This window comes from Bradyrhizobium sp. USDA 3262, assembly GCF_054060035.1.
Map to the genome: position 1 here is coordinate 8028471 of NZ_JBSSCT010000001.1, position 12928 is coordinate 8041398.

Below are 12928 nucleotides of genomic sequence, written 5' to 3' on the forward strand. Positions count from 1 at the left end.
ATGTTCGCGCCCAAAGCAGTGTGGGGACTTGCCGATCGCCATCGCGGTCGGGAGCGCGCTTTAAGGGACTTCCATGGCAAAGCCGGTTGTGATCGTGGTGGGCGCCGACAAGGGCGGGGTCGGCAAGACCACCGTTTCGCGGACGCTCCTGGACTATTTCAGTGCCAACAACGTGCAGACCCGGGCGTTCGACACCGAATCGCCGCGCGGCACGCTGAAGCGCTTCCATCCTGACATCACCGAGATCGTCGACATGACGACGACCGCGGACCAGATGAAGATCTTCGATACGCTGAACTCGGGGCCCTCGGTCACCGTGATCGACGTCCGCGCCGGCCTGTTGTCGCCCGCGCTGGCCTCGCTGCGCGATATCGGCTTCCTCGACGCGGCGCGCTCCGGCCAGATCACCTTCGCCGTGTTCCATATCCTCGGCCCGTCGATCGCCTCGCTGGACGAGATCGCCGAAACCGCCAACTTCATGAGCGGCGCGAAGTATTTCCTGGTGAAGAACTTCATCAACGACACCCAGTTCTTCCAGTGGGACCAGGCGACCTACAATTCCTACTTCCATCGCATCAAGGACGCGACCGACCTCACGATCCCCAAGCTCAACGAAATGGCCTATGAGCAGGTCGAGGTCTCCTCGGTTCCGTTCCTGAAATTTGTCGCCAACAAGGGCAAGGAAGACGAGGCCGCGAACTACTCCTTCGTGCTGCGCGGCTATGTCCGGCACTGGCTCGCCAATGTCTGGAGCGAGTTCGACCGGATCAAGCTGACCGACTTGGTCGGCGCCAAGTCGGCCAAAGGCGAAAAATAGTCGGACCTTCGACCTTGAGGGGGCTGGATTAGGCGAAAATTTGGCCTGATATAGCGGGCGATGTCGTCCACGCCTGTTTACATCATCTGCTCGCCCCGCCCGCAGGTCGGCAAGACGCTGATTGCGCGGCTGCTCGGCGAATTCCTGTTGCTCAAGAACGGCGACGTGGTCTGCTACGACATCAATCTGAAGGAGCCGTCGCTGCTCGACTACCTGCCGCGGATCACCGAAACCGCTGACGTGATCGACACCTACGGCAAGATGCAGCTGATGGACCGCGTCATCGCCAATGACGGCATCGGCAAGGTGATCGACCTCGGCTACCACGCCTTCGACGAATTCTTCAGAATGTGCGACGAGATCGGGCTGATGAAGGAGGCGCTGCGTCGCCGCGTCGCGCCGATCATCCTGTACGTCGCCGATACCGACCGCGCCTCGGTGCGCGCCTACCAGACGCTGCACGGCATGATCCCGCCGAATGCGCTGATCGTCATCGACAACGAGTTCGTGGTGCGCGGCGAGTTGCCGCCTGCCATGACCGCCAGCCGGGTGCTGCGCTTCCGCGCGCTGCCGGTGTTCCTGAAGACCTATATCGACCGGTTGAACTTCTCCTTCACCGGCTATCTGCGCCAGGAAAAGGATTCATCGACCGAGCTGCATCAATGGATCCGGCGGAATTACACCACGTTCCGCGATCTTGAATTGAGCGTGCTGTTGCAGAGGTCGTAACTGTCGTCCCGGCCAAGCGAAGCGCGAGGCGGGACCCATAACCACCGCAGTGCGTTTGGTGAAGGCTGGGGCTGCAGCGGTCTTCATAACCACTATTGGTGGTTATGGGTCCCGGCCTTCGCCGGGACGACTATGTGGAGAGAGTGGCGCTAATGCCCCTCGAACGCCATCAGCGTGCGCACCGGAACGTCCATCGCGCGCAGCTTGGCGGCGCCGCCGAGATCGGGGAGGTCGACGATGAAGCAGGCCGCGACCACATTGGCGCCGATCTGGCGCAGCAGCTTCACCGCGCCCTCCGCAGTGCCGCCGGTCGCGATCAGATCGTCGACCAGGATCACGCGCTCGCCCGGCTGCACGGCGTCGGCATGCATCTCCATCTCGTCGATGCCGTATTCCAGCGAGTAGGCGATCCGCACCGTGGTGTGCGGAAGCTTGCCCTTCTTGCGGATCGGCACGAAGCCGGCGGAGAGTTGATGCGCCACCGCGCCGCCGAGGATGAAGCCGCGGGCCTCGATGCCCGCGACCTTGTCCACCTTCGCCCCCGCCCAGGGATGCACCAGCTCGTCGACGGCCCGGCGGAAGGCCCTGGCATCCGCGAGCAGCGTCGTGATGTCGCGAAACAGGATGCCCTTCTTCGGGTAGTCCGGGATGGTACGAACGGTCGCCTTGATGTCGTGGTCGAAGGTCATTGGTCTCGCAATCCTCAATTGGCCGGCGGATTAAGCCGGAATGCATTCTCGACAATGCGCAGGCCGACCTCGTTGCCGAGCGACATCAGCGATTCCGGATGGAATTGCACGCCGCCGACCGGCAGGGTCTTGTGCTCGATCACCATCGCGACGCCGTCTTCGGTGGTCGCGGTCACCGCCAGCACCTCGGGCACGCTGTCGCGCTCGACAAACAGCGAGTGGTAGCGGCCGATCACGATCTCATTGGGCAGGTTCCGCATCAGCCGGCCGCCACGCACCTGGACGCGCGACGGACGGCCATGCGCGGGCTGACCGAGCTGGCCGAGCTGGCCGCCGAAATACTCGCCGATCGCCTGCACGCCGAGGCAGACGCCGAAGATCGGCAGCTGCTTCTGGAGCGCGGTATCGATGGTTTTCGCGATGCCGAAATCCTCAGGGCGACCCGGCCCGGGCGACAGCACCAGGAGGTCCCAGCCCTTCTTCTTGAGCATGTCCTGGGCATGGACGTGCCTGACCACGGTGACGTTGGCGCCGACCTGGCGGAAGTAATCGGCCAGCATGTGCACGAAGCTGTCGTCGTGATCGATCAAGAGCACGTTCTTGCCGGAGCCGGTGGCATCGGGCGCGAAATCCGACAGCGGCTTCGGCGGATCGCCGCGCAGCGCCTGGAACAGCGCCGCGGCCTTGACCTGGCACTCGCGGTCCTCGGCGGCGGGATCGGAGTCAAACAGGCAGGTCGCGCCGACGCGCACCTCGGCGAGACCGTCCTTCATGCGGATGGTGCGGATGGTGAGCCCGGTGTTGATGCTGCCGTCGAAATTGACGCAGCCGATCGCGCCGGCATACCAGCGCCGCGGCGACCGCTCATGGTCCTCGACGAACTGCATCGCCCACAGTTTCGGCGCGCCGGTCACGGTGACCGCCCAGGCATGGGTCAGGAAGGCGTCGAGCGAATCGAAGCCCGGCCGCAGCATGCCCTCGACGTGATCGACGGTGTGGAACAGCTTTGAGTAGGTCTCGATCTGACGCCGCGCCAGCACCTTGATGGTGCCGGGCACGCAGACGCGCGCCTTGTCGTTGCGGTCGACGTCGGTGCACATGTTGAGCTCGAACTCGTCCTTCTCCGAGTTCAGGAGCTTGCGGATCTGCTCGGCATCGCCGATCGAGTCCGAGCCGCGCGCGATGGTGCCCGAGATCGGGCAGGTCTCGACCCGGCGGCCGTCGGAGCGCACGAACATCTCCGGCGACGCGGAGACCAGGAACTCGCCGTCGCCGAGATTCATCAGCGCGCCATAGGGCGACGGATTGATGCGGCAGAGCCGCTGGAACACTTCCGCCGGCGAGCGCTCGCAGGGCTCGGCGAACAGCTGCCCGGGCACCGCCTCGAACAGGTCGCCGCGGGCAAACGCCGCGCGCGCGACCTCGACGGTCGCCTGATATTCGCCGGGCGCGTGATCGGCAAAGCCCTGCCGCCCCGCCTTAGCGTAGAGGCTCGGCGCGGTCTCCTGCGACTGGCCGGCGGTGGATTTGCCCTTCCACGCGAACTCGTAAGTGAGCGCCACGCCGCGGCCGGTGGCGCGGTCGTAGGCCAGCAGACGGTCCGGCACGTAGAGCACGATGTCGCGCTGGTCGGCCTCGCGGGCGCGCTTCTGCACGAGGTCCTCGATCTGGAACACGAGGTCGTAGGCGAAGGCGCCGAACAGGCCGAGCAGCGGATCGGCATTGGAGGTAAACGCCGCCACCATGTCGCGCACCAGCGACATCACGCTGGCGCGGCGGGTACGCTGGTCTTCTTCGACCGGCGCGGCGCCGCAGATGATATGGCCGGCGAGCCGTGTTGGGGTCCGCTCCGATATCACGACGCAGGGCTCGCGCAGCACGTCGCCGAGGAAAGCGATCAGGACCTCGCCGCGCGGGTTCAGCGCCTGCAACGAGAAGTTGGTGCCTGACGTCTCCAGCACCAGCGGCGGATCGGCAAAGCCGAGGTCAAAGCTCTCGTAGCGGCCCGGCACCGTCGTGCCCGAGGACAGCACCACGCCGCGGCGGCGGTCCAGCAGCGCGATCAAATCGTCGAGGCGGTTGGCGCCGCCGGTGAACTGCTCGACCACGCGCGCGACCGCAAGGCCGCCATTGGTCAGATATTCGCTCTTGGCCGGCAGGGAGAAGACTGTCCTGTTCATGTGATCCTCTTACGAGACTTGCCGAGAGAGCGCCACACAGGACAAACGAAGGGCAAATAAACTAACCATCGGTCGCACTGCGATGGCGACCTTCGACGTTTGTGAAAAAAGAAAACGCACCGGCCACCTATGAGAAGGTGGGCCACCAACGACGGGATGGGCTGGCAACGGTGCTCATGCCCGTTACTCACCACCCGGCGCGGGCCGTGTCAAGAGATGGCCCGGCACCCCTGCCCCAAGGCGGGACGCCCCTCTGGGCGGCATTTTCGGGGTTTGAAGGGGCAAGAAACCGCGTAGCATTTGCCGAAATGGCGGCCGGCCGGCCGCCCAAAAAACAGACAGATGGCGGAGGCGCAGATGACGATTTTGGGTCTCGGATATGCCGGCTTCGGCTCCGACGCGCTCGACGACTGGCGGCAGTTCGGCACTGGCCTCGTCGGGCTGCAGGCGGTCGAGCGCGGCAACTCGTTGCTCGCGTTCCGGATGGACGACCGCAAGCAGCGCATCGTGATCGACCGCGCCCAAGGCGAGGGCACCCGGTTCTTCGGCTGGGAGGTGGCTGACCGTGCGGCCCTCGACGCGCTGGCGGCACGGCTGGAACGTGCCGGCGTCGTCGTGACCGCGGAGCCGCAGACGCTCGCGGATGCGAGGCGGGTGCGCGGCCTGATCTCGTTTCGGGATCCCGCCGGTAATCGTCTCGAGGCGTTTCACGGAGCCGAGATCGACGACACGCCGTTCAGGCCGGGGCGCTCGATCTCCGGTTTCCGCACCGGGCCGCTCGGCCTCGGCCACGCGGTGCTGACCGTCGAGCACATCGCCCCGGTGATGAGCTTCTATGTCGACGTGCTCGGCTTCGGCTTAAGCGACTACATCGAAAAACCGTTCCGCGCCTATTTCTTCCACGTCAATGCCCGCCATCACTCCCTGGCGCTGATCGAGACCGGCACGAACGGCATGCATCATCTGATGGTCGAGCTGTTCTCGCTCGACGATGTCGGCCAAGCCTATGACGTCGCCCAGCAAGAAGACCGCGTCAACGTCACGCTCGGCCGTCACACCAACGACCTGATGACGTCGTTCTACGCCAGGTCGCCGTCCGCCTTCATGGTCGAGTGCGGCTGGGGCGGCCGCGAGATCGATCCGGTGAACTGGACACCGTTCGAGATGCATGACGGCCCGAGCCTGTGGGGCCACGAGCGGGTCTGGCTGTCGCCGGAGGACCGCGCCGTCGCGCGCGAAATGCGGATGCGCGCCGCCGCCGAGGGCAAGCGCGCACCGGTGCAGGTGATGGAAGGCAATTTCAGGCTGATGTCGGGGACCTGCCCGTGGTGGGACGGGGTGAAGGCGGAGAGTTAGATCTCGCCGTCATCCCTGCCTAGTGCGCAATTGCGCACGGGAGCAGGGACCCATAACCACAGGGCGTAGTTATTTTGGCGAGATGACTGCCCGAGTGCCTATTACAACGGCCGCGGCGTATGGGTCCCTGCTTTCGCAGGGACGACACAACGTGTGCGCATCGTACCTCTACCCCAGATGCTTCTTGAAGAAGTCCGTGGCGCGGCCCCAGGCGAGTTCGGCGGCCTCGCGGTCGTGCACCGACTGGCGCTGCTCGTTGACGAAGGCGTGCTCGGCGTCATAGCGGAACAGCTCGAGCGACTTGCCGGCAGCCTTCATCGCCTTCTCGAAATTGCTGACGAGCTCGGGCGTGCACCAATCGTCCTTGTTGGCGAAGTGCGCCTGCAGCGGAATCCTGACGTCGGCGGGCTTGGCGGCCTGCTCCGGCGGGATGCCGTAGAACACGACGCCCGCGGTCAATTCCGGCACATGCACCGAACCGATGATGGTCACCGCGCCGCCGAGGCAGAAGCCGGTCAGGCCGACCTTGGCGCCGTTCTTGGCGAGATATTGCGCGGCGCCGCGCACCGTCTGCGTGGTGGCGTCCATGAAGTCGAGCGAGTTCATCTCTTTGCCCGCGGCATCGGTGTCGTGATACGGCACCACCTTGCCCTTGTAGAGATCGGGCGCCAGCGCATCGAAGCCGGCCACCGCGAAGCGGTCGCACAGGCCCTTGATCTGGTCCGACAGGCCCCACCATTCCTGGATCACGACGACGCCGGGTGCGTTGCCGCGCGCCGCATTGGCGAGATAGCCCGACGCTTCCTTGCCGTCCGGACGCTTGAAGCTGATGCTGGTACCCATGAGTTCCTCCGCAATGTTTGCCGGCTGATTGGCCGGCATCTTGTCCGCACTCGGCGGCCGACGCAATTGACGACACTGTCATTCCGGGTTCGATGCTACCGCGTCACCCCGGAATGACGGAGAGATTGCAAACAAAAAAGCCCCCGAAGGGGCTTTTTCAAACTCGCTATGCCGTACCCGAGATCAGTGGGCGTTGGCCCAGACCTTGCGCTTGGTGAAGTACATCAGGAAGGCGAAGACGACCAGGAAGAAGAACACCTGCATGCCGATCCGCTTGCGCTCCTCCATATGCGGCTCGGCGGCCCACATCAGGAACGTGGTGACGTCATGCGCGTACTGCTTGACCGTCGCCGGCGAACCGTCGTCGAAGGTCACCTGACCATCGGACAGCGGCTTCGGCATCTTGATGGCGTGGCCGGGGAAGTACTTGTTGTAGTACGAGCCCTCCGGGATCGTGACGCCCGCCGGAGCCTTGTCCTCGAAGCCCTGCAGGATGGCGTCGACGTAGTCGGGTCCCTGCTCCTGGTACTGGGTGAAGAAGTCGATCGCGAACTGCGGGAAGCCGCGCTTGTAGGACCGCGCCTTGGTGATCAGCGAGAGGTCGGGCGGCGCCGCGCCGCCATTGGCCGCGCGCGCGGCCTGCTCGTTCGGGAACGGCGACGGGAAGTAATCCGCCGGGCGGCCCGGACGCTCGAACATCTCGCCCTGGTCGTTCGGGCCGTCCTTGATCTTGTACTCGGACGCGAACGCCGCCGCCTGCGCCGGCGAATAGCCGGGGCCGCCGGGATCGGCGAGGTTGCGGAACGCGACATAGGACAGGCCGTGACAGGCGGCACAGACTTCCTTGTAGACCTTCAAGCCGCGCTGCAGCGAGCCACGGTCATAAGTGCCGAAAGGACCGGAGAACGACCACTTCTGGGCCGGCGGCGCGTTGCCACCCTCCTCGGCCTTGGCGTTCTGGGTGCCGCCGACGAGCAGGCTGCCGGCCACCACCATCGCGAGCATCACAGAGGCCGCGGTCGCGGCCCTGCCCTTGCTCTTCGCGAGCACGTCGTCGGCGATCGAGTTCGGCACCGGGCGCGGGGTCTCGATGCGGGCGAGCAGCGGCAGCACGATCAGGAAGTAGGCGAAGTAGCAGACCGTCAGGATGCGGCCGGCGATCACATAGATGCCTTCCGGCGGCTGCGAGCCGAGATAGCCGAGCAGGATGCAGACCACCACGAAGATCCAGAAGAACTGCTTGGCCAGCGGGCGATACTTCGACGAACGGGTCCGTGCGCTGTCGAGCCAGGGCAGGAAGCACAGGATGATGATCGCCGAGAACATCGCCACGACGCCGGCGAGCTTGTTCGGGATCGAACGCAGGATCGCGTAGAACGGCAGGTAGTACCATTCAGGCACGATGTGCGCCGGCGTCACGCCCGGGTTCGCCGGGATGTAGTTGTCGGCGTCGCCGAGATAGTTCGGCATGTAGAAGATGAACCAGGCGAAGAAGATCAGGAAGCAGGACACGCCGAACATGTCCTTGATCGTCGCATACGGCGTGAACGCAACGGTGTCCTTCTCGGTCTTGGCCTCGACGCCGGCCGGGTTGTTCTGACCCGCGACGTGCAGCGCCCAGACGTGCAGCACGACCACGCCGGCGATCACGAACGGCAGCAGATAGTGCAGCGAGAAGAAGCGGTTCAGCGTCGGGTTGCCGACCGAATAGCCGCCCCACAGCAGGGTCACGATGCTCTCGCCGAAATAGGGCACGGCCGAGAACAGATTGGTGATGACGGTGGCGCCCCAGAAGCTCATCTGGCCCCACGGCAGCACGTAGCCCATGAAGCCCGTCGCCATCATCAGGAGGTAGATGATGACGCCGAGGATCCACAGCACCTCACGCGGCTCCTTGTACGACCCGTAATAGAGGCCGCGGAACATATGGATGTAGACGGCGAAGAAGAACATCGACGCGCCGCACGCATGCATGTTGCGCAGCAGCCAGCCGTAATTGACGTCGCGGACGATCAGCTCGACCGACTTGAAGGCGAGGTCGGCGTGCGGCGTGTAGTGCATCGCCAGGATCACGCCGGTCAGGATCTGCAGCGCCAGCATCATCGAAAGGATGGCGCCGAAGGTCCACCAGTAATTCAGGTTGCGCGGCGTCGGATAGGCCACGAACGAGGAGTGGATCAGGCCGAAGATCGGAAGGCGCCGTTCGATCCACTTCAAGGCGGGGTTGCTCGGTTGGAAATCAGATGGTCCGCTCATTGATGCGATCCTGAAGAAGAAAAACGACGCGATGGGTCCAAGTGGAAGCCGAAATCCCGGAGGGGCCGGGACTTAGCCGATCTGGATTTTGGTGTCGGAAAGGAAGGCGTAGGGCGGCACCGCCAGGTTGGCGGGCGCCGGCCCCTGGCGGATACGACCGGAGGAGTCGTACTGCGAGCCGTGGCAGGGGCAGAAGAAGCCGTCGTAATTGCCTTCATGGGCGATCGGGATGCAGCCGAGATGGGTGCAGATGCCAATCACAACCAGCCACTGGTCGTGGCCGGCCTTGACGCGGGCCGAGTCGGGCTGCGGATCGGGCAGGCTCGAGAGCGCCACGCTCTGGGCCTCCTGGATCTGCTTCTTGGTGCGATGGCTGATGTAGATCGGCTTGCCGCGCCAGAAGACCTTGATGTCCTGGCCCTCGGCGATCGGCGTCAGATCGACCTCGATCGGCGCGCCGGCCGCGATCGTCGCGGCATCCGGGTTCATCTGGGCAACCAGCGGCCAGACGGTGGCGGCTGCGCCGACCGCGGCGGCAGCTCCGGTTGCAACAAAGAGAAAATCACGGCGTGTCGGATGGTCCGCCGAAGACGCTGTCGTCACGATTCCTAGCCCTTTCTTTTCTGCAGCCGGTGGAACCGCCCTGGAGACGCAGGACGCGCCCCAAGAAAGGCTGCCGGCGCCCGCGGCCCCCGCGGCGGCAGAAAACCGCTATTCCCCACCCCAAATGGCGGAACAGCAGTCCAGAATCGTTCTATTGGCACCCTTGCCGGACGAGCGCAAGCCCGCTATCGGCTCGCACACGTGCAATGCACGAAATCCGCGCCGAGCGATGTTTTATTGAGACAATTTCATCCGGATTTCACAGGCCGCCCGCACCATGCAGATCGCGCTGTTCCAGCCCGACATCCCCCAGAATGCAGGGACGATTCTGCGCCTCTGCGCCTGCCTAGACGTGGCGGCCCATATCATCGAACCGGCGGGATTCGACACCTCGGATCGGAATTTCCGCCGGGCGGGTATGGACTATCTCGACCATGTGCGGTTGAAGCGTCACGACTCATGGTCGAAATTCGAGGAATGGCGGGCCGAGGCCGGATGCCGGCTGGTGCTGTTCACGACCAGAGCGGCGAAATCCTACCTTGATTTCGCGTATACGGCCTCCGATGTCCTGCTGTTCGGGCGCGAGACGGCAGGGGTGACCGACGCGGTGGTGGCCGCAGCGGATGCGCGGCTGGTAATTCCGATCCGGCCGACCATGCGTTCGCTCAATGTGGCCGTCACGGCGGCCATGGCCGTCGGCGAGGCGCTGCGGCAGACCGGTTCAGGAATTGCCGGTTCGGCAACTTAAGGGATTTTTGGTGAGCTACGCGGTCAAGGAGATATTTCTCACCCTGCAGGGCGAAGGCGCCCATGCGGGCCGGGCCTCCGTGTTCTGCCGCTTCGCCGGCTGCAACCTCTGGAGCGGCCGCGAGCAGGACCGCGCCGGCGCCGTCTGCAAATTCTGCGACACCGATTTCGTCGGCACCGACGGCACGCTCGGCGGCCGTTATGCGACCGCGGAAGAGCTTGCCGGCACCATTGCCGCGCAATGGACCGGAGGCGAGGCCGACCGCTACGTCGTCCTGACCGGCGGCGAGCCGCTGCTGCAGGTCGACGCGGCCCTGATCGAGGCCCTGCACGACCACGGCTTTGCGATCGCGATCGAGACCAACGGCACCATCGCCCCGCCCGACGGGCTCGACTGGATCTGCGTCAGTCCCAAGGCTGCATCCGAGCTCGTGGTGCGCAAGGGGCACGAGCTCAAACTGGTCTATCCGCAAATGGAGAACACTCCGGAGGATTTCGCGGGCCTCGCCTTCGAGCGCTTCTCGCTGCAGCCGATGGACGGCCCCGACGTGATCGAGAATACCGAGCGGGCGATCGCCTATTGCCTGAAGCACCCGCAATGGCGCCTTAGCGTGCAGACGCACAAGACGCTCGGGATTAGATGAACTAACAGAATCGGATTGTTGAACGAGATGTGGGAATTGACGAAAGCGTTTCGGTTCGAGGCTGCGCATGCGCTGTCCGGAACGACATTTGGCACCGCCAGCGAGGAGATTCACGGCCACTCCTTCCGCGCCGAAGTCACGGTGCGCGGCACGCCCGACCCGAAAACCGGCATGGTGATCGATCTCGGCCTGCTCGAACGCGCGATGGCCGAGGTGCAGAAGACGCTCGACCATAAGTTCCTGAACAAGATCGAGGCGATCGGCGTGCCGACGCTGGAGAATCTGTCGCGCTTCATCTGGGAGCGGCTGCAACACGCAGGCAAGCTGAGCCGCGTCAGCGTCCATCGCGACAGCTGCAACGAGAGCTGCACATACTTCGGCCCGCAAGGTTAGTCATGCTGCCAACAGACCCCGCCATCATCGAGGACCGCAAGGCGCGTGCGCGCGGCTGGTTCGAGGCGCTGCGCAACGACATCTGCGCGGCCTTCGAGAAGCTCGAGGACGACGCCCCATCCAGGCTTTATCCCGGCGCCGCCGGCCGGTTCGCGCGGACCCCCTGGGACCGCACCGACCACACCGGCAAGCCGGGCGGCGGCGGCGTGATGTCGATCATGAAGGGCCGGCTGTTCGAAAAGGTCGGCGTGCACTGCTCGACCGTGCACGGCGAGTTCGCCCCCGAATTCCGCGCGCAGATTCCAGGTGCCGCCGACGATCCACGATTTTGGGCGTCGGGCATTTCGCTGATCGCGCATTTGCGCAATCCGAACGTGCCTGCCGTGCACATGAACACCCGCTTCGTCGTCACCACCAAGGCCTGGTTCGGCGGCGGCGCCGACCTGACGCCGGTGCTGAACCGCAGGCGCACCCAGGAGGATCCCGACACGGTCGCCTTCCACGCCGCGATGAAGGAGGCGTGCAACGGGCCGAACGGCGTCGCCGACTACGACAAGTACAAGAAATGGTGCGATGACTATTTCTACCTGCCGCACCGCAAGGAAGCGCGCGGCATCGGCGGCATCTTCTATGACTGGCACGACAGCGGCGACTGGGAGGCCGATCTCGCCTTCACCCAGGACGTCGGGCGCAGCTTCCTGAAAATCTATCCCGACCTGGTGCGGCGCAATTTCGAGGCCGCCTGGAGCGCGGAGGATCGCGACGAGCAGCTGGTCCGCCGCGGTCGCTATGTCGAGTTCAACCTGCTCTATGATCGCGGCACCATCTTCGGCCTGAAGACCGGCGGCAATGTGGATTCGATCCTGTCGTCGCTGCCGCCGGAGGTGAAATGGCCGTGATGAACCTGCCGCGCGCGATGCTGATCGACATGGACGACACCATCCTGTCGGCCTATGGACGCCCCGAGATCGCCTGGAACACGATCACCACGGAGTTCGCCGCGGAGCTGGCTCCCCTGCCCCCGGATCAGGTCGCGACGGCGCTGTTGGCCTATGCGCGGCAATTCTGGTCAACCGCCGAGCCGATCTGGCGGATCAAGCTCGGCGAGGCGCGACGGCTCACCGTGAAGGGCGGCTTCGCGGCGCTTGCGGCGGCCGGTCACCGCGCGCTGCCGGACGATCTCGCGGACCGCATCGCCGATCGCTTCACCGCCTATCGCGAGGAGGAGATGTTCGTCTTCCCCGGCGCGCATGAAGCGATCGATGCCTTGAAGGCGCTCGGCATCAAGCTCGCGCTGGTCACCAACGGCGCCGCCGACATGCAGCGCGCCAAGGTCGAGCGCTTCGCGCTCGGCCATCGCTTCGATCACATCCAGATCGAGGGCGAGCACGGCTTCGGCAAGCCGGAGGAGCGCGCCTACCTGCACGCGATGGAAGCACTCGGCGTCACCGCATCCGACACCTGGATGATCGGCGACAATCTCGAGTGGGAAGTCGTGGCGCCGCAGCGGCTTGGCATCTATGCGATCTGGATGGACGTGCACGGTGTCGGGCTGCCGCCGGGATCGACCATCAAGCCCGACCGCATCATCCGCTCGCTGAGCGAACTGGTTCCTGCCGCGCGCAAATAGCGCATCGCGGCCGTTTTCCACGTCAATTCCATTCAAGCTGC

At 64.8% G+C, this 12928-nt stretch carries 13 protein-coding genes; 8 read left to right on the forward strand and 5 right to left on the reverse strand.

All coding sequences use genetic code 11. The annotated features are described in order from the left end of the window. The first annotated feature begins 73 nt into the window (after positions 1–73). Together ACVWYP_RS37930 and ACVWYP_RS37935 are read left to right on the forward strand one after the other, a co-directional pair. Positions 74–817 (forward strand): P-loop NTPase family protein, encoded by a 744-nt coding sequence (locus ACVWYP_RS37930; protein ID WP_028338646.1) that lies wholly within the window; start codon positions 74–76, stop codon positions 815–817. Positions 818–877: 60 nt separating this feature from the next. Beyond that, positions 878–1546: a P-loop NTPase family protein gene (locus tag ACVWYP_RS37935; RefSeq protein WP_028338645.1), complete on the forward strand. Its 669-nt coding sequence runs from the start codon at positions 878–880 to the stop codon at positions 1544–1546. A 149-nt stretch (positions 1547–1695) separates the two neighbouring features. On the opposite strand, the gene ACVWYP_RS37940 is transcribed toward ACVWYP_RS37935, so the two are convergent. Then, positions 1696–2235, reverse strand: coding sequence for an adenine phosphoribosyltransferase (locus ACVWYP_RS37940; protein ID WP_018273383.1), 540 nt, complete (start codon positions 2233–2235; stop codon positions 1696–1698). Positions 2236–2249: 14 nt separating this feature from the next. Next, positions 2250–4415: an anthranilate synthase component I gene (locus ACVWYP_RS37945; protein ID WP_304496899.1), complete on the reverse strand. Its 2166-nt coding sequence runs from the start codon at positions 4413–4415 to the stop codon at positions 2250–2252. 357 nt (positions 4416–4772) lie between these two features. On the opposite strand from ACVWYP_RS37945, the gene ACVWYP_RS37950 reads away from it, so the two are divergent. After that, positions 4773–5771 (forward strand): VOC family protein, encoded by a 999-nt coding sequence (locus tag ACVWYP_RS37950; RefSeq protein ID WP_304496900.1) that lies wholly within the window; start codon positions 4773–4775, stop codon positions 5769–5771. Between the two features lie 168 nt (positions 5772–5939). Here ACVWYP_RS37950 and ACVWYP_RS37955 read toward each other — a convergent pair whose 3' ends face one another. The 3 genes from ACVWYP_RS37955 to petA all read right to left on the reverse strand — a co-directional run bounded on the left by ACVWYP_RS37955 (position 5940) and on the right by petA (position 9473). Next, positions 5940–6614: a dienelactone hydrolase family protein gene (locus ACVWYP_RS37955; protein WP_026193257.1), complete on the reverse strand. Its 675-nt coding sequence runs from the start codon at positions 6612–6614 to the stop codon at positions 5940–5942. A gap of 183 nt (positions 6615–6797) precedes the next feature. Further along, on the reverse strand, positions 6798–8870 hold the full coding sequence (locus tag ACVWYP_RS37960) for a cytochrome c1 (RefSeq protein ID WP_026193258.1): 2073 nt from the start codon (positions 8868–8870) through the stop codon (positions 6798–6800). Positions 8871–8942: 72 nt separating this feature from the next. Continuing rightward, positions 8943–9473, reverse strand: coding sequence for a ubiquinol-cytochrome c reductase iron-sulfur subunit (gene petA / locus ACVWYP_RS37965; RefSeq protein ID WP_016839713.1), 531 nt, complete (start codon positions 9471–9473; stop codon positions 8943–8945). Between the two features lie 277 nt (positions 9474–9750). Between petA and ACVWYP_RS37970 the strand changes: the two genes are divergently transcribed. From ACVWYP_RS37970 to ACVWYP_RS37990, 5 genes are read left to right on the forward strand one after another with little or no spacing between them, the layout of a single operon-like run. Continuing rightward, a complete protein-coding gene (locus ACVWYP_RS37970; protein ID WP_304496901.1) occupies positions 9751–10221 on the forward strand; it encodes a tRNA (cytidine(34)-2'-O)-methyltransferase in 471 nt (156 codons plus the stop codon). A 10-nt stretch (positions 10222–10231) separates the two neighbouring features. Then, positions 10232–10864 (forward strand): 7-carboxy-7-deazaguanine synthase, encoded by a 633-nt coding sequence (queE, locus tag ACVWYP_RS37975; protein ID WP_304496902.1) that lies wholly within the window; start codon positions 10232–10234, stop codon positions 10862–10864. 27 nt (positions 10865–10891) lie between these two features. Continuing rightward, positions 10892–11257 carry a 6-pyruvoyl trahydropterin synthase family protein gene (locus tag ACVWYP_RS37980; protein WP_028338637.1) on the forward strand — a complete coding sequence of 122 codons (366 nt, stop codon included), beginning with the start codon at positions 10892–10894 and terminating at the stop codon, positions 11255–11257. 2 nt (positions 11258–11259) lie between these two features. Continuing rightward, the gene (gene hemF, locus ACVWYP_RS37985) at positions 11260–12156 is read left to right on the forward strand and encodes an oxygen-dependent coproporphyrinogen oxidase (RefSeq protein WP_028338636.1); all 897 of its coding nucleotides are present in this window, start codon (positions 11260–11262) and stop codon (positions 12154–12156) included. Next, positions 12147–12887 (forward strand): HAD family hydrolase, encoded by a 741-nt coding sequence (locus tag ACVWYP_RS37990; protein ID WP_028338635.1) that lies wholly within the window; start codon positions 12147–12149, stop codon positions 12885–12887. Before hemF ends, ACVWYP_RS37990 begins: the two co-directional genes overlap by 10 nt. The last annotated feature ends 41 nt before the right edge of the window (positions 12888–12928 follow it).